18 protein-coding genes and 1 rRNA gene are annotated in these 18734 nt (G+C 70.7%); 1 reads left to right on the top strand and 18 read right to left on the bottom strand.

Annotated features, from left to right (window positions below; all coding sequences use genetic code 11):
- Positions 1-77: 77 nt before the first annotated feature.
- Genes der through ACFVH2_RS15975 form a run of 6 tightly spaced genes read right to left on the bottom strand, consistent with a single transcriptional unit; the run spans position 78 to position 5893 of the window.
- On the bottom strand, positions 78-1514 hold the full coding sequence (gene der, locus ACFVH2_RS16000; RefSeq protein ID WP_378428184.1) for a ribosome biogenesis GTPase Der: 1437 nt from the start codon (positions 1512-1514) through the stop codon (positions 78-80).
- Positions 1511-2173, bottom strand: coding sequence for a (d)CMP kinase (gene cmk / locus ACFVH2_RS15995; RefSeq protein WP_378428218.1), 663 nt, complete (start codon positions 2171-2173; stop codon positions 1511-1513). The genes der and cmk overlap by 4 nt, the downstream gene beginning before the upstream one ends.
- Positions 2174-2205: 32 nt before the next feature.
- Entirely contained in the window at positions 2206-3288 is a 1083-nt protein-coding gene (locus ACFVH2_RS15990; RefSeq protein ID WP_378428186.1) for a pseudouridine synthase, read from the bottom strand.
- 11 nt (positions 3289-3299) lie between these two features.
- Positions 3300-4013 carry an SMC-Scp complex subunit ScpB gene (locus ACFVH2_RS15985; RefSeq protein WP_378428188.1) on the bottom strand — a complete coding sequence of 238 codons (714 nt, stop codon included), beginning with the start codon at positions 4011-4013 and terminating at the stop codon, positions 3300-3302.
- A complete protein-coding gene (locus ACFVH2_RS15980) occupies positions 4010-4927 on the bottom strand; it encodes a segregation and condensation protein A (protein ID WP_378428190.1) in 918 nt (305 codons plus the stop codon). Before ACFVH2_RS15980 ends, ACFVH2_RS15985 begins: the two co-directional genes overlap by 4 nt.
- On the bottom strand, positions 4928-5893 hold the full coding sequence (locus ACFVH2_RS15975) for a ParA family protein (protein ID WP_378428192.1): 966 nt from the start codon (positions 5891-5893) through the stop codon (positions 4928-4930).
- Positions 5894-6084: 191 nt separating this feature from the next.
- On the opposite strand from ACFVH2_RS15975, the gene ACFVH2_RS15970 reads away from it, so the two are divergent.
- On the top strand, positions 6085-6840 hold the full coding sequence (locus ACFVH2_RS15970; RefSeq protein ID WP_378428220.1) for a potassium channel family protein: 756 nt from the start codon (positions 6085-6087) through the stop codon (positions 6838-6840).
- A 9-nt stretch (positions 6841-6849) separates the two neighbouring features.
- On the opposite strand, the gene ACFVH2_RS15965 is transcribed toward ACFVH2_RS15970, so the two are convergent.
- The 12 genes from ACFVH2_RS15965 to rrf all read right to left on the bottom strand — a co-directional run bounded on the left by ACFVH2_RS15965 (position 6850) and on the right by rrf (position 18579).
- Positions 6850-7782, bottom strand: a complete 933-nt coding sequence (locus tag ACFVH2_RS15965; protein WP_378428193.1) for a site-specific tyrosine recombinase XerD — start codon at positions 7780-7782, stop codon at positions 6850-6852.
- Entirely contained in the window at positions 7775-8440 is a 666-nt protein-coding gene (locus ACFVH2_RS15960) for an NUDIX domain-containing protein (RefSeq protein WP_378428195.1), read from the bottom strand. Before ACFVH2_RS15960 ends, ACFVH2_RS15965 begins: the two co-directional genes overlap by 8 nt.
- 22 nt (positions 8441-8462) lie before the next feature.
- Positions 8463-10202, bottom strand: a complete 1740-nt coding sequence (locus ACFVH2_RS15955) for a CTP synthase (protein ID WP_378428197.1) — start codon at positions 10200-10202, stop codon at positions 8463-8465.
- Positions 10203-10352: 150 nt separating this feature from the next.
- A complete protein-coding gene (locus tag ACFVH2_RS15950; RefSeq protein ID WP_378428199.1) occupies positions 10353-11306 on the bottom strand; it encodes a copper transporter in 954 nt (317 codons plus the stop codon).
- The gene (gene steA / locus ACFVH2_RS15945; protein WP_378428201.1) at positions 11303-12487 is read right to left on the bottom strand and encodes a putative cytokinetic ring protein SteA; all 1185 of its coding nucleotides are present in this window, start codon (positions 12485-12487) and stop codon (positions 11303-11305) included. Before steA ends, ACFVH2_RS15950 begins: the two co-directional genes overlap by 4 nt.
- Before the next feature lie 116 nt (positions 12488-12603).
- Positions 12604-14385: a DNA repair protein RecN gene (gene recN, locus ACFVH2_RS15940; protein WP_378428202.1), complete on the bottom strand. Its 1782-nt coding sequence runs from the start codon at positions 14383-14385 to the stop codon at positions 12604-12606.
- Entirely contained in the window at positions 14375-15334 is a 960-nt protein-coding gene (locus ACFVH2_RS15935; RefSeq protein ID WP_378428203.1) for an NAD kinase, read from the bottom strand. Before ACFVH2_RS15935 ends, recN begins: the two co-directional genes overlap by 11 nt.
- Positions 15331-16146 carry a TlyA family RNA methyltransferase gene (locus tag ACFVH2_RS15930; protein WP_378428204.1) on the bottom strand — a complete coding sequence of 272 codons (816 nt, stop codon included), beginning with the start codon at positions 16144-16146 and terminating at the stop codon, positions 15331-15333. The genes ACFVH2_RS15935 and ACFVH2_RS15930 overlap by 4 nt, the downstream gene beginning before the upstream one ends.
- A gap of 1 nt (position 16147) precedes the next feature.
- Complete coding sequence (locus ACFVH2_RS15925; RefSeq protein ID WP_378428206.1) at positions 16148-16375, bottom strand: hypothetical protein; 228 nt, start codon at positions 16373-16375, stop codon at positions 16148-16150.
- A gap of 66 nt (positions 16376-16441) precedes the next feature.
- Entirely contained in the window at positions 16442-17452 is a 1011-nt protein-coding gene (locus tag ACFVH2_RS15920; protein ID WP_378428208.1) for an HAD-IIA family hydrolase, read from the bottom strand.
- On the bottom strand, positions 17449-18378 hold the full coding sequence (locus tag ACFVH2_RS15915) for a tetratricopeptide repeat protein (protein WP_378428210.1): 930 nt from the start codon (positions 18376-18378) through the stop codon (positions 17449-17451). The genes ACFVH2_RS15920 and ACFVH2_RS15915 overlap by 4 nt, the downstream gene beginning before the upstream one ends.
- Before the next feature lie 84 nt (positions 18379-18462).
- A 5S ribosomal RNA gene (gene rrf, locus ACFVH2_RS15910) occupies positions 18463-18579 on the bottom strand.
- Positions 18580-18734 lie beyond the last annotated feature (155 nt).

Genomic DNA, 18734 nt, shown 5'->3' with positions numbered 1-18734 from the left:
CGCGAATCGCCTCGTCGTGGACCGTTTCTCGCGGTGTCCGCGGCGGTGGAGCCACCGCCGCGGACACCTGTCGAGGCTCAGCGCTTCTTGCGTTCCCGCTTCTCCCGCACGCGCACCGAGATGCGCACCGGGCTGCCGTCGAAGTTGAACTCCTCGCGCAGGCGACGCTCCAGGAAGCGGCGGTAACCCGCCTCGAGGAACCCGGTGGTGAACAGCACGAACGTCGGCGGCCGCGTGCCCGCCTGGGTGGCGAACATGATCCGCGGCAGCCGCCCGCCACGCATCGGCGGCGGGGTCGCCGCGACGACCTCCTTGAGCCAGGTGTTCAGCCGGCCGGTCGGGATCCGCTTGTCCCAGGAGTCCAGCGCCGTCTCCAGCGCCGGGACCAGCTTCTGCACGGCACGGCCGGTGTGCGCGGAGATGTTCACCCGCTGCGCCCACGGCACCCGCACCAGGTCCCGGTCGATCTCCCGCTCGAGCATGGTCCTGCGGTCCTCGTCGACGAGGTCCCACTTGTTGAACGCAAGCACCAGCGCGCGGCCCGCGTCCGACACCATCGACAGCACCCGCAGGTCCTGCTCGGTGATCGGCTGCGAGGCGTCGATCAGCAGGATCGAGACCTCCGAGGCCTCGATCGCGCCCTTCGTCCGCAGCGAGGCGTAGAACTCGTGCCCGCTCGCGTGGCTGACCTTCTTGCGCAGACCCGCGGTGTCCACGAAGCGCCACACCTTGCCGCCGAGCTCGACCAGCGAGTCCACCGGATCGACGGTCGTGCCGGCCACGTCGTGGACGACGGACCGTTCGGCGCCGGAGAGTTTGTTGATCAGGCTCGACTTGCCGACGTTCGGCTTGCCGACCAGCGAGACCCGTCGCGGGCCCTGACCGCCTGTGCCCTCGCGCGGGGTCTCGGGCAGCACCGCGAGCACCTCGTCGAGGAGGTCACCAGTGCCGCGGCCGTGGATCGAGCTCACCGAGTGCGGCTGGCCGAGGCCGAGTGACCACAGCGCGGCCACCTCCGACTCGGTGCGCTCGTCGTCAACCTTGTTGGCCACCAACAGAACCGGGGTCTTGGACCGGCGCAGCACCCGTGCGACGGCCTCGTCGGTGGCGGTCGCTCCGACCACCGCGTCGACGACCAGGACGATGGCGTCGGCGGTCTGCATGGCCTGCTCGGCCTGCCGGGCTACCGACTGCTGCAGGCCCTTCGCGTCGGGCTCCCAGCCGCCGGTGTCCTGCACCATGAACCGCCGACCGGACCAGTTGGCCTCGTAGGAGACGCGGTCGCGGGTGACACCCGGGATGTCCTCGACGACGGCCTCACGCCTGCCGATGATCCGGTTGACGAGCGTGGACTTGCCGACGTTCGGCCTGCCCACGATCGCGAGGGTCGGGACGGCGACGTGGCCCTCGCCCTCCTCGCCCTCCTCGAAATCGACGAACTCCCAGTCCGATTCCTCGCTCCAGGTGCCGTCGCCGGCGAATTCCGATCCGCCGAAGTCAAGACTGTCGGTCACTGCACTGCTCCAGTTCTGTCGCGCACCACCAGCAGCAACCTGCCGATCACGTCGTCTATGCCCAGTTCGCTGGTGTCCACGATCACCGAGTCGTCGGCGGGTCGCAGCGGGGACACCGCGCGGGTGGAATCGAGATGGTCGCGGCGCTGCACGTCGGCGAGCACCGCGGCGTAGTCGTCGCCACGGCCCTCGGCGATGTTCTGCACGTTGCGGCGCTGCGCCCGCGCCTCCGCGGTGGCCGTGAGGTAGATCTTCACGTCCGCGTCCGGCAGCACCACGGTGCCGATGTCGCGTCCCTCGACCACGATCCGGTCGGTGGTCGCGACGAGCTGGCGCTGCTTGTCGACCAGAATGGTTCGCACCTCGGGCACCGCCGAGACCGCGGAGACCGCCTGCGTGACGGCCGCGCCGCGGATCTCGTCGGTGACGTCCTCGCCGGCGAGCAGCACCCGGTCCGAGGCCGGGTCGGTCCCGATCGCCAGTTCGAGCGCCTTGGTCGCGGCCGCGACGGCCGCGGCGTCGTCGATGTCGACGCCCGAGCGCAGCACGTGCAGGGTCGCGATCCGGTACATCGCGCCGGTGTCGAGGTAGCGGGCGGCGAGGCCGTCGGCGAGCCGCCGGGACACGCTGGACTTGCCGGTGCCGGACGGGCCGTCCATCGCGACCACCAGGCGGGCAGCGACCTGTTCGCTCACAGCCCGACCGCCTTGTACAGCGCGCCGACCTCGCCGGGGCCGATGACGCGCAGGGTGCCCGGACGTCCGTCTCCGAGCGCGACCGGTCCGATGTCGGTGCGCACCAGGCGCACCACCGGATGCCCGACCGCCTCGAGCAGGCGCCGCACGATGTGCTTGCGGCCCTCGTGCAGCACGATCTTGACCAGGGACTTGCCCTGGTTCACGTCGAGCAGTGCGTACGAGTCGACCTTGGCCGGGCCGTCCTCGAGCTCGACGCCCGCCTTCAGCGTCTTGCCGAGGTTGCGGTCGACCACGCCGGACACCGTCGCGAGGTAGGTCTTGGGCACCTCGAAGGACGGGTGCATCAGACGGTGTGCGAGATCGCCGTCGTTGGTCAGCAGGATCAGGCCCTCGGTGTCGGCGTCGAGACGCCCGACGTGGAAGAGTCGCTGGCCGGCGGAGACCCGTTCGGAGACGATGTCGCCGATGCAGGGCCTGCCGAGGTCGTCGGACATGGTGGACTGCCAGCCGCGCGGCTTGTTGAGCGCGATGTGGACGAGATCCTTCTTGACGACGACGCGGACGCCGTCGACCCGCACGACCGCGTTCTCGGGGTCGACCCGCAGGCCCTGTTCGACGACGATACGGCCGTCGACCTCGACGCGACCCTGCTCGATCAGTTCCTCGGCGGCGCGGCGCGAGGCCACACCCGCCTGGGCGAGCACCTTCTGCAGTCGCATGCCCTCGCCCGCGGGCAGCTTGGCTGGGCCCTGACCCTCGGCGTACTGGTGCCGGGCGGGCTTGGCGTTGCTGATCTTGGGCGCGACCTGCTGGGCGCGCTGCGGCTTCGCCGACTTGGTCTTGCCGTACTTGTTCTTGCCAGGGGCCTGCGGGGCAGCCTGGCCCCGATGGGGCTTCCGGGCGCCACCGGCCTGGCCTGCGGAAGCGCCTGCGCCTGCTCCGCGGGCGCCGTCGCGGGGTGCGGCTCCCCTCGAACCCGACCCCTGCTGGGGCGTGTCCTTCTTGTTCGTGTTCTTGCGGGCGGGATTGCTCCTGCCTCGGTCCGGTGTGCCATCACGGCGAGCGGGTCTGTTCACTTTTGGTCCTGTCAGTCTTCACTGTCTACGCGGGTGTCGAACTCGGGTTCCGACCCCGCCCGTGCGGCTCCCAGTTTGGTGAACCGCGGGTCTGACTCCATGTCGTCGCTGATGTCGTCGATGACATCGACGTCGGGCAGCAGCGGCGCCAGCGCCGGCAGATCTGCCAGCGAGGCGAGACCGAGCCGTTCGAGGAACAGCTCCGTCGTCGCGTACGTCGTTGCGTTGGTCTCGGAGTCCACACCGGCCTCCGCGACCAGGCCACGGGCGAGCAGGGTGCGCATCACGCCGTCGACGTTCACGCCACGAACCGCACTCACCCGCGCACGGGTCAAAGGTTGACGGTACGCAACAACGGCCAAGGTTTCCAAAGCCGCGCGTGTGAGTTTCGACCGAGCACCGTCGAGAAGCAGCCGTTCGACGTACGGCGCGTTCTCGTTGCGGGTGTAGAAGCGCCACCCGTCGCCCGCGTAACGCAGGTCGATCCCGCTGCGCCGCGCGGTCAGTTCGGCGGACATCCGGCGCAGCGCCTTGCGGACCCGGGCGGGGGTGTCGCCGACCGCCGAGGCGAGCACGTCGTTGCCCGCCGGCGAGTCCACGACCAGCAACAACGACTCCAGCGCGGACTCGAGCGCCGCGTCGTCGAGGCGGTCGTCGGGGTCGGCACCCTCATCCAGGTCGGCCGACGCCGCCTCGGGCTCGGGCGCCTGATCGAGTTCACTCATTCGTAGTCCTCCCCAGTCACCAGCGTCTGTCCGTCCGCGTCCACCTCACCGGTCCAGCTGACCAGCAGCTCGCCCAGCGGCTCGGGCTGCTCGAACGCCACCGCCCGCTCCCGGTAGAGCTCCAGCAACGCCAGAAATCGGGCCACGATCTCCACCGTGACCTCGCAGCCCACGATCAGCTCGCCGAAACTCGCCCACTGCCCCTCGCCGCGCGCCTTGAGCAGGTCGAGCATCATCGATGCCTGCTCGGGCACCGACACCGTCGGCACGTGCAGGTGGTCGAGGCCGACGGTCGGGACCGGCCGCGGCGCGAACGCCGTCGCCGCGATGTCCGCGAAGGCACGCGGATCGACGCCGAGCAGCACCTCGGGCAGCAGTCCGGCGAACCGGTCCTCGAGCGCGACCGACCGGGGGTAGCGGCGCAGGGCGGCGGCCTCGAGCTCGGCGAACAGCTGCGCGACCTGCTTGTAGGCCCGGTACTGCAGCAGGCGCGCGAACAGCAGGTCCCGCGCCTCGAGCAGGGCGAGATCCTCGGCGTCCTCGACCTCACCTGCGGGCAGCAGCCGGGCGGCCTTGAGGTCGAGCAGGGTCGCCGCGACAACGAGGAACTCGGTGGTCGCGTCGAGTGGCATCTCGGCGCCGAGCGCCCGGGTGTACGCGATGAAGTCGTCGGTGACCTCGTGCAACGCGACCTCGGTCACATCCAGGCGGCGTTGATTTATCAGGGTCAGGAGCAGATCGAACGGGCCCTCGAAGTTCCGCAGTCGCACCCGGAACCCCGCCTTGCCCGGCTCCTCGGTCGCGGCGTCGGCCACGGCTGGGTCGGCGGGCACCGCACCGTCACCGGGCAGTGCGAGATCTTCGGGCACAGCGGTCTCGGTCGGCGCGACGTCCAGTGCCGGCGCAGTGTCCATCTACCGACCGGACCGCGCAATCACTTCGCGCGCGAGCGACCGATACGCCTGTGCGCCACCGGATTTCGGCGCCCACGTGGTGATCGGTTCGCCCGCGACGCTGGTCTCGGGGAAGCGCACGGTGCGGTTGACGACAGTATCGAAGACCAGGTCGCCGAACACCTCGACCACCCGCGCCATCACCTCGCGTGCGTGCAGCGTCCGCGCGTCGAACATGGTCACCACGATGCCCGACATCTGCAGTCGCGGATTCAGCCGGTCGCGGACCTTCTCCACCGTGTCGTTGAGCAGGGCCAGCCCGCGCAGGCTGAAGTACTCGCACTCCATCGGGATGATGACGCCCTCGGCGCAGGCGAGTGCGTTGACGGTGAGCAGCCCGAGGGACGGCTGGCAGTCGATCAGGATGTAGTCGTAGCGATCGAGCACCGGGTAGAGCACCCGGCCGAGGGTCTGCTCGCGGCCCACCTCGGTGACCAGCTGGATCTCCGCGGCGGACAGGTCGATGTTGCTGGGCAGCAGGTCCAGGTTCTCGACCCTGGTCCGCATGAGCACGTCGTCGATGGAGACCTTCGGCTCCACGAGCAGGTTGTGCACGGTCAGGTCCAGGTCGTGATGCGCGACGCCGAGACCGGCGGACAGCGCGCCCTGCGGGTCGAGGTCGACCAGGAGCACCCGGCGACCGCACTCGGCGAGCGACGCGCCGAGGTTGATCGTCGAGGTCGTCTTGCCGACGCCGCCCTTCTGGTTGCACATCGCGATGACCTTCGCCGGCCCGTGCGTCTGCAACGGCGCGGGTTCGGGGATCGCGCGCACCGGTCGGCCGGTCGGCCCCAGCTCGGCGGCGTCGCCGAGGACGGTGCTGTCGAAGACGTCGGACGGGCGGTCGTCGAAGAGCGCGCCAGCATGCCCCTGTCCCTCGGGGTACGGGCGCTCTGACTCCGCCGCTGGCGGCTGCGGTGTCACCACGGTCTGTTGCTCCCCTGTCGCTCGTCCTTGATTCCTCAGACGCTACCGTCTGGCCCGGCGAACCCGTTACGGACACGCGCGGGGCAGGGTGTCGTACGGAGTCACCGCGACCCGAATGCCGCTACCGTGCTCTCGTGGTTGGTGTGAACGGCGAACGGCAGCGGGTCCAGTGGTGGCAGGCGCCGGTCGAGATCGGTACGAGTCGACTCGAACGGTGGGAGCGCCGCGTCGAGTGGCCGCTCGCCTGGGGCGCGTGCGCGTTCCTCGTGGCCTACTCCGTGCAGGTGCTGGCGCAGCCGCACGGCCGCACGGCCGCGGCGCTGGACGTCGTCGTCGCCCTGTCGTGGTTCTGCTTCGCGTGTGACTACGTCGTCCGGCTCTCACTCGCCCACGACCGCGGTCGATGGATTCTGCGCCACCTCGTCGACCTCGCGGTGGTGGCGCTGCCACTGCTGCGCCCGCTGCGGATGCTCCGACTGTTGATCCTGGTCACGGCGCTGCAGAAGGCACTCGGGAGCGCGATCCGGGGGCGGGTGGTCGTTTACACGGTCACCTGCGCGGTCCTGTTCATCTACGTCGCGTCGCTGGCGATGCTGGAAACCGAACGTGGCCACCCCGACGCCGTCATCACCTCATTCGGCGAGTCGTTGTGGTGGTCGATCACCACCGTCACCACAGTCGGCTACGGCGACTACGCACCGGTCACCACGAGCGGCCGGATCATCGCCGTGCTGCTGATGATCGGCGGCATCAGCCTGATCGGTGTGGTGACCGCGACAGTCGCGTCGTGGATCGTGCAGCGGGTGGCAGAGGAGGAAGACGGCAACCGTGCCGCGACCGCGAAGCAGATCGACTCGCTGCACTCCGAGATCGTCGAACTTCGGGACGCGGTCCGCGCCCTCACCCTCGACACGGCCGACCGCACCGAGGCGCCAGTGGGCCGGTGAGCCGACGGGTCACCGTGCCCGGGGATGCGCTCCGACCCACACCTCACGCAGCGAACCGACCGTGACCAGCGTGTATATCTGCGTGGTGGTCACCGACGCGTGACCGAGAAGCTCCTGCACCACCCGCACGTCCGCGCCGCCGTCGAGCAGGTGGGTGGCGAACGAGTGCCGCAGAGTGTGCGGTGACACACCGTCACTGATGCCGATCCGGTCCGCGGCGCCGCGCAGCACCTGCCAGGCGCTCTGCCGGGACAACCGCCCACCCCTCGAGTTCAGGAACAGCGCCGGGCCGCCGCGCGCGACCAGCGCCGGCCTGCCCCGGACCAGGTACGCCTCGACTGCCGCCAGTGCCGGCCGACCGATCGGGACCACGCGGTCCTTGCCGCCCTTGCCGCGCAGCAGAACCGCGCGGTCCACCCCGTCGATGTCGTCGACGTCAAGGCCGACCGCCTCGGAGATGCGGGCGCCGGTCGAGTACAGGAGTTCGAGCAGCGCACGGTCCCGCAGCGCCCGTGGCTGATCAGCCGCGTCCGCTCCGCCGGTCGCCTCGAGCAGCGCGATCACCTGGTCGACCGGCAACGACTTGGGTAGCCGCTGACCCGGCGGCGGCGGCTTCACCGCGCGGGCCACGTCCGTGTCGGTGAAGCCCTCGACGGCGGCGAACTTGTGCAGCCCCCGTACCGCGATCAGCGCCCGTGCCGCGGAGCTCGCCGCCAGCGGCGTCACCCCCGCCGCCCGGTCGCCTCGACGCAGCACCACCACGAACTCGCTGACGTGCCGCTCTGCCACACGGCCGAGCCGGTCGATGCCGCGGCCGGTCAGGTACTCCTGGTACCGCTCGAGGTCGCGACGGTACGAGGACAGGGTGTTCGCCGCGACCCCGCGCTCGACGGCAAGATGGTCGAGGTAGCTGGCCACCTCGCCGGCGAGCGCGTCAGGCACCGCGGCTCCGTCCCCCGTTCGAACCGTGACGGCGCCGATCGAACGCCGTCGGCCGGTCGATCCAGTCCGCGTCGGCGGGTCGTCCGGCTCCGCCCGAGCCGTCCCGCGCCCGGGTCGCGGCGAACGCCAGGATTCCCGACAGCGCGGTCGCGTTGACGATGTCGCCGCCGAGCGCGCGGTCGACGGCCTCCGCGACGGGTACCCGCACGATCTCGAGGTCCGCCTCCTCGTGTTCGGGATCGGGCCGGTTCACCTCGGTCAGTCCGGACGCGAGATACACCCGGATCACCTCGTCGGTGAATCCGGGCGAGGCCGCGACGTCGACGAGCACCGACCAGCGCTGTGCGGCGAGGCCGGTCTCCTCGGCGAGTTCACGACGCGCCGCGTCGACCGGGTCCTCACCGTGCTCGTCGAGCAGTCCGGCCGGAAGCTCCCACAGCCGCCGCCCCAGCGGGTGCCGGTACTGATTGATCAGCACCAGCCGGTCCTGGTCGTCGACGGCGACCACCGCGACGGCCCCGTGATGCTCGACCACCTCGCGGTCGGCGGACCCGCCGCCGGGCATGGCGACGTGGTCCACCCGCAGCGCCACGATGGCACCCTCGTACACCGTGCGGGTGTCGAGGGTCTCGAACTCGTGCTCTCCGGGTCGGGTCATCGACTCTGGCCGGCTTCCGGGGCTAGCCCGCGCTCGGCGCGTCGGCGGGCTCGGCGTCCGCCACCGCGTCCTCGGGGTGCACGTCCACCTCGAGCCGCTCCTCCGCCTTGTACTTGAGTGCGGCGCCGATGAAGGCCGCGAACAGCGGATGCGGCCGGGTCGGGCGGCTCTTGAGCTCCGGATGTGCCTGCGTGGCAACGAAGAACGGGTGGATCGCGGCGGGCAGTTCGACGAACTCGACGAGGTGTCCGTCCGGGGAGGTGCCGCTGAACTTCAGCCCGCTCTTGGCGATCCGGTCCCGGTACGCGTTGTTGACCTCGTAGCGGTGCCGGTGCCGCTCGGAGACGTTCTCGGAGCCGTAGGCGCGCGCGACGACCGAGCCCTTCTCCAGCACCGCAGGGTAGGCGCCGAGGCGCATGGTGCCACCCAGGTCGGCCTCGCCGGCGATGATGTCCTCCTGGTCCGCCATCGTGGAGATGACGGGATGCTTGGTGTCGGGCTCGAACTCGGCGGAGTTGGCGTCGGTCAGGCCCACGGAGCGGGCGGCCTCGATCACGACGGCCTGCAGGCCCAGGCACAGGCCGAGCAGCGGGACACCGCGGGTGCGGGCGTAGCGGATGGCGCCGAGCTTGCCCTCGATCCCGCGGATGCCGAAGCCGCCCGGGATGAGCACCGCGTCGACCTCACCGAGCGCGTGCTGCGCGCCGGCCTCGGTCTCGCAGACGTCCGACGGGACCCAGTCGATCTCGACCTTCGACCGGTGCGCGAATCCGCCCGCGCGCAGCGCCTCGGTGACCGACAGGTAGGCGTCGGGCAGGTCCACGTACTTGCCGACCAGCGCGACCCGCACCGTCTCGCGGGGCTCGTGCACACGCTCGAGCAGCGCACCCCAGACGGTCCAGTCCACGTCGCGGAACGGCAGGCCCAGCTTGCGCACGACGTAGGCGTCGAGGCCCTCGCTGTGCAGCACCTTCGGAATGTCGTAGATGGACGGGGCGTCGGGCGTGGAGATGCAGGCGTCGACGTCCACGTCGCACATCAGCGCGATCTTGGACTTGAGTGCCTGCGGCACGTCGCGGTCGCAGCGCAGGATCAGCGCGTCGGGCTGGATACCGATGTTGCGCAGCGCCGCCACCGAGTGCTGGGTGGGCTTGGTCTTGAGCTCGCCGGACGGGCCGAGGTACGGCACCAACGAGACGTGCAGGAAGAAGACGTTCTCCCGGCCGACGTCGTGGCGGACCTGGCGGGCGGCCTCGAGGAAGGGCTGCGACTCGATGTCGCCGACGGTGCCACCGATCTCGGTGATGACCACGTCGGGACTCTGCCCCTCCGCGTCCGGTCCCGCCATCGCCAGGATGCGGCTCTTGATCTCGTCGGTGATGTGCGGGATCACCTGCACGGTGTCGCCGAGGTACTCGCCGCGACGCTCCTTGGCGATGACGGTCGAGTACACCTGGCCGGTGGTCACGTTCGCGAAGGCGTTGAGGTCGCGGTCGAGGAAGCGCTCGTAGTGGCCGACGTCGAGGTCGGTCTCCGCGCCGTCCTCCGTGACGAACACCTCGCCGTGCTGGAACGGATTCATGGTGCCCGGATCGACGTTGAGGTACGGATCCAGCTTCTGCATGGTCACTCGCAACCCGCGAGAGGTCAGCAGCTGCCCGAGGCTCGACGCCGTCAGACCCTTGCCGAGCGAGGAGGCCACGCCCCCGCTGACGAAGATGTGCTTGGTGGCGGTACGCGAATTACTGCGTGACAGTGGCAAGAAGGGCTCCCGTGACGACGATGCAGGACAAGACTGCGTGCAGGGCTTGACTAATGGTAGAGCTGGGGCCTGCCGACCCACGGGACTTCACGGTAACACCTGCGCACCCGATCCCTCACACGGCGCGCCGGTTCCCGCTCCGGGCCGGCCTCAACCGAGCGGAGCGCCCACCGTGACGGCCGCGGAGTTCGGCCCGGTCCCGTATCGGCCCGAGGTGCCGCCGAGCTGCTCCTGGAGGCCCAGAACGGTGGTGATCCGACCGGATTCGCGGTTCACGTCGTCGACCGTGGTGACCCCGGTGGACAGCGCCGTGTCGGACCGGACGACCGCGATCGGACCATTGCCAACGGCCGCCCCGGGCCTGCCCGCGAGCACCGTGCCCGCGCCACGTGCGTCCAGCGCCGCGGCGAATCTCGCGACGATAGCGCCACGATTTCCGCCGTCCGAACCGTCCTCGCGGGCCCCGGAACCGGTCAGGACGACCGCCAGCTGGGCGGGCTTGACCGCGCCGTTGTCGTAGGCGACGAACCCGCCGGCACGAAGCGCCTCCAGCGCCACACCGAGCTCCTCGGGGGTGCTCTGCGGCTGTGCGTTCTGCGGGTTCAGCAGCAGCACGGACCCGAGCAGATCGCCCGCGAGGCTGCCCTGGTCGACGGCCCCGGTGCGGAGCTGGATACCGGCGGGGATCACATTGGTCACCGCGGTGCGAAGTTGGTCACTGTTCGCCGCGTCCACGAACGAATCGGTCAGCGCGACCCGGCCGGTGACCGTGCCGCCGGCGGCCCCGATCAGCCGGGTGACGGCGTCCAGGTCGGCCGGGTCGGCGTCGGGGGTGGTCACGATGACGACGGTCCGCTGCGCCAGCGTGTCGCGGACCACGCGGCCGGAGACCGTCGCGTCGAAGTTGTCCGCGGTGTTGAGCTGCTCGACCAGCGCGTTCTTCTCCGAGTTCAGGTCGTTGACCTGCCGCTGCAGGTCCGACTTGTCGTCCCGGAGCCCGGAGAGCAACGCTCCGGAAAGGGTGCCGGATCCGAGGACGACGCCGATGGCGAGGGCCAGGAAGATCGCGGCGATGGAGATTGCATGTTGACGCAGAGAAATCACTTGAACAATCCCTGAACCCAGAGGGCGAAGCTGTTCCACGTCTGCACGGCCCAGTCGAGCGCCTCGCCACCGATGTTGGAGACGACGAGCGCGACGATGACCGCGGTCAGGGCCGCGAGGACGAGCAGCGCGATGGCCGCACCGGAGACCCGGCTGCGGTAGAGCGTCGCGACGGCCTTGGCGTCGACCAGCTTGGGACCGACCTTGAGGCGGGTCATGAAGGCGGCCGGGTTGCTGTCGCGTCGGCCGCGGTCGAAGAACTCGTCGAGGGACACGGTGCTGCCGACCGTCACGATCAGCGAGGCGCCGTGGTGGTCGGCGAGCAGCAGCGCGAGGTCCGCGGGCGCGCCGGAGGCCGGGAAGGTCATCGCCCCGATGCCGAGGTCCTGGATCCGCTCGAGCCCCTTGGCGTGGCCGTCCGGGTCCGCCGGCAGCACCACCTCGGCGCCGGACTTCAACGTCGCGTTGCTGACGTCCTCGGGGTCACCGACGATCAGGTCCGGCCGGTAACCGGCCTTCGCGAGCGCGTCCGCACCCGCGCCGACACCGATCAGGATCGGCGAGTACTCCTTGATGAACGGCTTGAGGTTCTTCAGGTCCGCGACGTGATCGGCCCCGTCGGCGACGACCACCACGTGCCGGTCCTTGACGTCCACGTCGATGTCGGGCACGCCGAGACCGTCGATCAGCAGCGGACTCTCGGTCCGGATGAACTCGATGGTGTTGCCGGAGAACGCCTCGAGATGGTCGACGAGTCCGGTCTTCGCCTCGATCATGAGGTCGGAGATCTCGGCCTCGGACTGTTCGACGCCCTTCGCCAGGCGTCGTTCGCCGGCGTAGACGCCACCCTCGTTGAGGCGGATCTTCGCGCCGTCCTTGACCTTCTTGAACACCTCGTCGCCGACCGCGTCGACGAGCGTGATGCCGTTGGCGACGATCACCTCGGGTCCGAGGTTCGGGTAGCGACCCGAGATCGACTGCGACGCGTTGACCACCGCCGTGACGCCCGCCTCGACGAGCGCGTCGGCGGTGACCCGGTCCAGGTCCAGTTCGTCGAGGACCACGATGTCGCCCGGGCCGACGCGGCGCAACAGCTTCGCCGTGTTGCGGTCAACCCTGGCGATACCGGTGACTCCCGGTAGCGATTCGGTGTTTCGTGACAACAGAGCGGGCATCTTCATGGCAACGATGATGACCCCGACCAGCGCCGTTGCCGCGGAGGCGCGCCGAGTCGATTGACCGCGCGGTCACCACATCCGTCACAGCGGCACCACCGCGCCAGTACCGCCGGAACGGATCAGGCCGATCGCTCGGCGCTCGCGGTGGCCAGCAGTTCCTCCGCGTGCGCCCGGCCGGTCTCGGTGTCGCCGAGTCCCGCGAGCATGCGCGCCAACTCCACCACCCGCTGGTCGTCGGTCAGGGTCCGGACGCCGCTGTCCGCGCCCTTGCGGCCGTCGACCTTGTCGACCACGAGGTGCGTGTCGGCGAACGCCGCAACCTGGGGCAGGTGCGTCACCACGATCACCTGGTGGGTTCGGGCCAGCCGGGCCAGCCTGCGGCCGATCTCGACCGCCGCGCGGCCACCGACGCCGGCGTCGACCTCGTCGAAGACCATGGTCGCGCTGGACTGCGCGCCCGCCAGCACCACCTCGAGCGCCAACATCACCCGGGACAGTTCACCGCCCGATGCGCTCTTGCTGATCGGCAGCGCGGCGGATCCACTGTGCGCGGCCAGTCGGAACTCGACCTCGTCGATGCCGGCCGACCCGGCGTGCACCCGCCGACCGTCGACGGTGAGCGGGGCCGAGTCCTGCTCGCCCGCCTCGATCGGCTGCGAGATCACCTCGAGCCGGGCCTTGCCCATCGCGAGCCCGGCCAGTTCGGCGGTCACCGCCTTGCCCAGCTTCGTGGCCGCCTTCGCGCGGGCCCGGCTCAACGCGAGCGCGGCCGCGGCGAGCGCCGTCGCACTCTCGTCCACCCGGGCGGCCAACGCCGCCAGCGCGTCCGCGGACACGTCGATCCGTGCGAGCCGGTCGCGGGCCTGGGCGGCCCATTCGAGCACCCCGTCCACGTCCGCCGCGTACTTGCGGGTGAGGGTCTTCAGCTCCGCCTGCCTGCCGAGCAACGCGTCCAGGGCGCCCGGGTCGGACGGCAGGTCCGCGAGATAGCCGGTCAGGTCCGAGGACACGTCGGTGAGCACCGCGATCGCCTCGGCGATGCGGGGACCGAGCTCGGTGAGGGTCTGGTCGTCGGAGGACTCGATCCGGGCGCGGGCCTCGCCGAGCAGGTCCAGCGCGCCGGGGACGTCGGCGGCGGCGTCGGTGTCCACGTCGGCGGCCGAGGCGCCGAGCAGCGCCACCTGCGCCCCAACCGCGGCCGAGCGCAGGGAGTCGAGATCGCTCAGCCGGCGCACGTCCGCGACGATCGCCGTGTCCTCGCCGGGCTGCGGGGCGACGGCATCGATCTCGTTCAGTGCGAACTCGAGCCGGTCCACCTCCTGCGCGAGTTCGCGGCTGCTGCGGGTGCGTTCGTCGAGCTCGTCGCGGGCCTCGACCCACTGGGACCGCAGCATCCGATACTTGTCGAGCAGGGAACCCAGTGCGGCGCCGCCGAATTCATCGAGCGCGGCGCGCTGCTGGTCCGGCCGCTGCAACCGCAACTGGTCGTTCTGGCCGTGCACGGTGAGCAGCGGGCCGGTCAGTTCGGACAGCGCGCCCGCGGGGACGCTGCGACCGCCGAGGTGCGCCCGCGAACGCCCGTCCGCGCTGACCGTGCGGACGGCGATGACCGTGCCGTCCTCGTCCCGCTCGGCGCCGGTCGCCTCGAGCAACCGGTCCACCTCCGCGGTCGCCTTGGGCGCGGCGTTCGCCGTGGAGAACCGGCCCTCGACGACGGCGCGTTCGGCTCCCAGCCGCACCCGGCCCGCGTCGGCTCGCGCCCCGCTGAGCAGGTGCAGGCTGGTGACGACCATGGTCTTGCCCGCGCCGGTCTCGCCGGTGAGCACGGTCAATCCCTCGTGGAACTGCGCGCTGGCCTGGGAGATGACACCCAGGCCGTCGATCCGGATTTCAGCGAGCACGCTCGCCCTCCCCTTCTCCGCGGGTTCGCCGTCCCCGCCAACCCTTCACCGGCAGTTCGAACTTGCGCACCATCCGGTCCGCGAAGGGTGCCGAGTCGAGCCTGATCCATTTCACCGGGTGTCCACCGCGCACCACCTCGACGCGTCCGCCCGCGGGCAGGTCGAGGGTGCGACTGCCGTCGCAGAACACCAACCCGTCGTGGCCACCGGCGAAGGTCTCGATCGCGATGAGCGATTCCGGGCTGGTCACCAGGGGGCGGGCGAACAGGGCGTGCGCGTTGCTCGGAATCACCAGCAGCGCTTCGAGTTCCGGCCACACCACCGGCCCGCCCGCGGAGAACGCGTAGGCGGTCGATCCGGTGGGAGTCGACACGAGCACACCGTCGCAGCCGAAGGACGACACCGGACGGCCGTCGACCTCGAGCACCACCTCGAGCACCCCGAGCCGGGAGACGTTCTCGATGCTCGCCTCGTTCAGCGCCCAGCCCCGGGCGACCACCTCGTCGTCGACCCGGATCGCGATGTCGAGCGTCATCCGGTGCTCGACGCGGTACTCGCGCCGCACCACCCGGGCGAGCGCCTCGTCGAGATGCTCGGCCTCGGTCTCGGCGAGAAAGCCGATGCGGCCGAGGTTGATTCCGAGCACGGGGACGGACGACGCCCTCGCCAGCTCGGCGCCGCGCAGGAAGGTCCCGTCGCCGCCGAGGACGAGGACCATCTCGCAACCGGCCGCGGCCTCGGGCCCGGGTTCGACGATGGTCAGGGCGACGTCGGTGTACTGCGATTCCGCGGTCGGATCGGTCCGGTCGGCCTCGTTCGCGAGCACGCGCAGGCCGATTCCGGCCTTCTCGAAGATCGCGGCCACCCGGCGGGCGGTCTCGGTGACCTCCGGCCTGCCGGTGTGCGCGACGACCAGGATCTCGCGTCGGTCGATGCCGGCCGAGCTCACTGCGGGCCCTCGTGGACTGCTCGTTCGACGACCTCGCGGAGCGAGTCCACCCCCGGTTCCTGCTGCTTGCGTAGCCACAGGAAGAACTCGACGTTGCCGGACGGACCCGGCAGCGGGCTCGCGACGACACCGAGGGTGCGCAGCCCGGCGGCGTCCGCGGCGAGTGCGACCTCGTGCACCGCCTCGATCCGCAGCTCCGGATCGCGGACCACACCCCCGGACCCGACCCGGTCCTTACCGACCTCGAACTGCGGCTTGACCATCGGCACCAGGTCGGCGCCATCCGCCGCACACGCGACGAAGGCGGGTAGCACCAGCTTGAGCGAGATGAAGGACAGGTCCGCGACGACGAGCTCCACCGGCCCGCCGATCTGGTCCGGCTGCAGCGAACGCACATTGGTGCGGTCGACCACGGTGACGCGGTCGTCGGACTGCAGGCGCCACACCAACTGCCCGTACCCCACGTCGACGGCGACCACCTCGGTCGCGCCGCGGCTCAGCAGCACGTCGGTGAACCCCCCGGTGGAGGCGCCCGCGTCGAGGCAGCGCTTACCCTCGACGGACAGTCCCGCCGGCTCGAAGGCCTCGAGTGCCCCGAGAAGCTTGTGAGCGCCGCGCGAGGCCCAGGACACCTCGTCGACCTCCTCCGTGACCAGCAGCGGGGTGCCCGCCTCGACGGCGGTCGCGGGTTTCACCGCGACCGAACCGGAGATCAGCACCCGGCCCGCGGCGATCAGTTGCGCCGCGTGTTCCCTGGAACGGGCCATTCCCCGCCGAACCAGTTCGGCGTCGACCCGTGCACGACGCGCCACCTCAGATCTTGTCCACTGTCGCGAGCGCCTGCACCAACACGTCGTGGGCCCGCTCGAGAATGTGCGCCTGACGGGGAATCTGCCCGTGGCCGTGCGGATCGTCCTCCGCCGCCCCGTGCGATCCGAGGCCCGCGAGGAGCTCGTCGACCTCGGCGTGGATCTTGTCGGGGTCGACCATCTGCGGTGGGCCCGGCAGGTGCGCTCCGGGCCGCGGAATCGGCGTATTCATCGGTGCCAACGCTAGCGGATCGATCGGACAGACGTGCACAGGCGACGCCGCCGGGTCGATCTCCGCTCAGGCAAGGCCTGCGGCCACGGCCGCAGACACCGGGTCCTCGCCGCGTACCCCGGTGAACCCCTGATCGCGCCACGCTTCGACCAGCACCGACCGGAGCACGGCCAGCGGTTCGACCCCGTCGTCGGCGCGGACCACGATGTCACCCGATTCGCGTCGCACCCGCACCCCCGGGTGCGGCGCCGGCGCGAGCGTGTCCGCGTCCTCGTCGAGCGCGGCCAAGGCATGCGCCAGGTAGGTCGGACGGTGCTCTCGCGGTGCACGAAGCAGGTCCGCCGGGGTGCTCACCCCGGTCAGGACCAGCAGCGACGCCATGCCGACCGCGTTGGCGCCGGCAATGTCGGTGTCGATCCGGTCCCCGACCATCAGTGGTGTCCGTGCCCCGCTGCGGCGGACCGAGTCGTCCATCAACGGGACCGCCGGCTTGCCCGCAACCACGGGGTCCCGGTCGGTCGCCGTCCGCAGCGCCGCGACCATCGCCCCGTTGCCGAGGCACAGTCCGCGTTCGGTCGGCAGGGTGGCGTCCACGTTCGACGCCACCCAGAACGCACCTGCACGGATCGCGAGGGTCGCCTCCGCGAGGATCGACCACCCGGTGTCCGTCGAGTGTCCCTGCACCACGGCGACCGGCGAATCCTCGTACCGCCGCACCGGGTGCAGCCCGACGGCCCGCACCTCGTCCGCGAGCGCCTCGGTCCCGACCACCAGGACCGCGGCGCCGGCGGGCACCCGCTCGGCGAGCAGCCGCGCGGCCGACTGCGCACTGGTGACGACCTCGGATTCCGTTGCCGGGAAACCCAATTCGTTCAGGTGCGCGGCTACCGAACCGGGGCTGCGGCTGGCATTGTTCGTCACGTAGAACAGCCGCGGGCCGCCGTCGACGACCAGTGCCTCGCGGGCACCCGGAATCGCGTGCGGTCCCGCGTAGACGGTGCCGTCGAGGTCCAGCAGCAGAACGTCGTGCAGTTGGCGCAGGCTCCGCCCGGCCGACCGCGACTGTCCTGCGCTCACTGGTCGCCCGAGAGCTCGGCCACCCGGTCCTCTGCGTCGGTGTCACCGTCGTGGTCGGCTGCCGCGGAGTTGAGGAACCACTTCAGGCCCTCCTCCACCCGTCCCGCCGCGACCAGCGCGTCGGCGTAGGCGTAGAACAACCGGGCCGCGGTCGGGCCGGACTTGGACGCATCCAGCTCGGGCGTCTGCAGACTGACTACGGCCTGGTCGAACTGACCGAGGTCCATGCGTGCGCCGGCGACGACGATGCGCAGTTCGGTGGCCTCGTCACCCTCGAGGGCGCGCGCTTCCTCGCTGCGTCCGAGCTCGATGGCCCGCTCGGGACGACCGAGACCGCGCTCGCAGTCCGCCATCACGGCGAGCAGACCGGGTCCGCCGGCCATGCGACGGGCGGCCCGCAGCTCGGAGAGCGCCTCGGCCCATTCGCCGGCGTGGTACGCGGTGATGCCCGCGGTCTCCCGGACCACGGCAACCCGGCCCGCACGCTGGCGGGCGGCCCGCGCGTGCGCGAGCGCGAGGCGCGGATCGTCGTCGATCAATTTGCTGGCCATCACCAGGTGCCTGGCAACCGCGTTCGCATTGGCCTTGTCGAGGCTGAGCAGGTCGCGGCGTACCGCCGGATCGAGCTCGCCGGCCTGCACCTCCTCGGGCAGGTCCGGCTCTTCGGGACGGGGTGCGCGACGCTCGGCGTGCGCTCCTCCGTCACGCGGCGGCGGACCGAAGCTGCCCTCACCGCCACGACGCCTCGGCGGACCGTCGGAACGGCGGTCTCCGCCTGCTTGACGCTCGGAACTGCGAGGACGATCGGAGCCGCGGGCGCCGGATCCCCCACGCGCGCCACCACCCTGGCCCCCACCACCGGTACGACGACGATCGGCCCCGCCGCCGCTCCCGTAGGAACGACGATCTCCGTTGTTGTCCGACACTGCATCTCCTTTCAGACAACAGGCGCATACACATACAAACACGAAAGGGGACCCAATGTATTGGGTCCCCTTTCGGTAACGGATGTTCGGCGGTGTCCTACTCTCCCACACCCTGTCGAGTGCAGTACCATCGGCGCTGGAGGGCTTAGCTTCCGGGTTCGGAATGGGGCCGGGCGTTTCCCCTCCGCTATGGCCGCCGTAACTCTATGAAACTGTCACACATTCGATTCCCCCGCCCGAACCACCAACCCTGACGGGTGTGGTGTTGGGGGTGAATGGTATCTGTGTGTTGTTTCAGATACCGCACAGTGGACGCGTAGCTTCTTTGTGGTAAGTCCTCGGCCTATTAGTACCAG

Source organism: Rhodococcus sp. NPDC127527, from assembly GCF_042672245.1.
Taxonomy (GTDB): domain Bacteria; phylum Actinomycetota; class Actinomycetes; order Mycobacteriales; family Mycobacteriaceae; genus Rhodococcus_G.
This window is presented reverse-complemented; position numbering and strand designations above follow the sequence as displayed.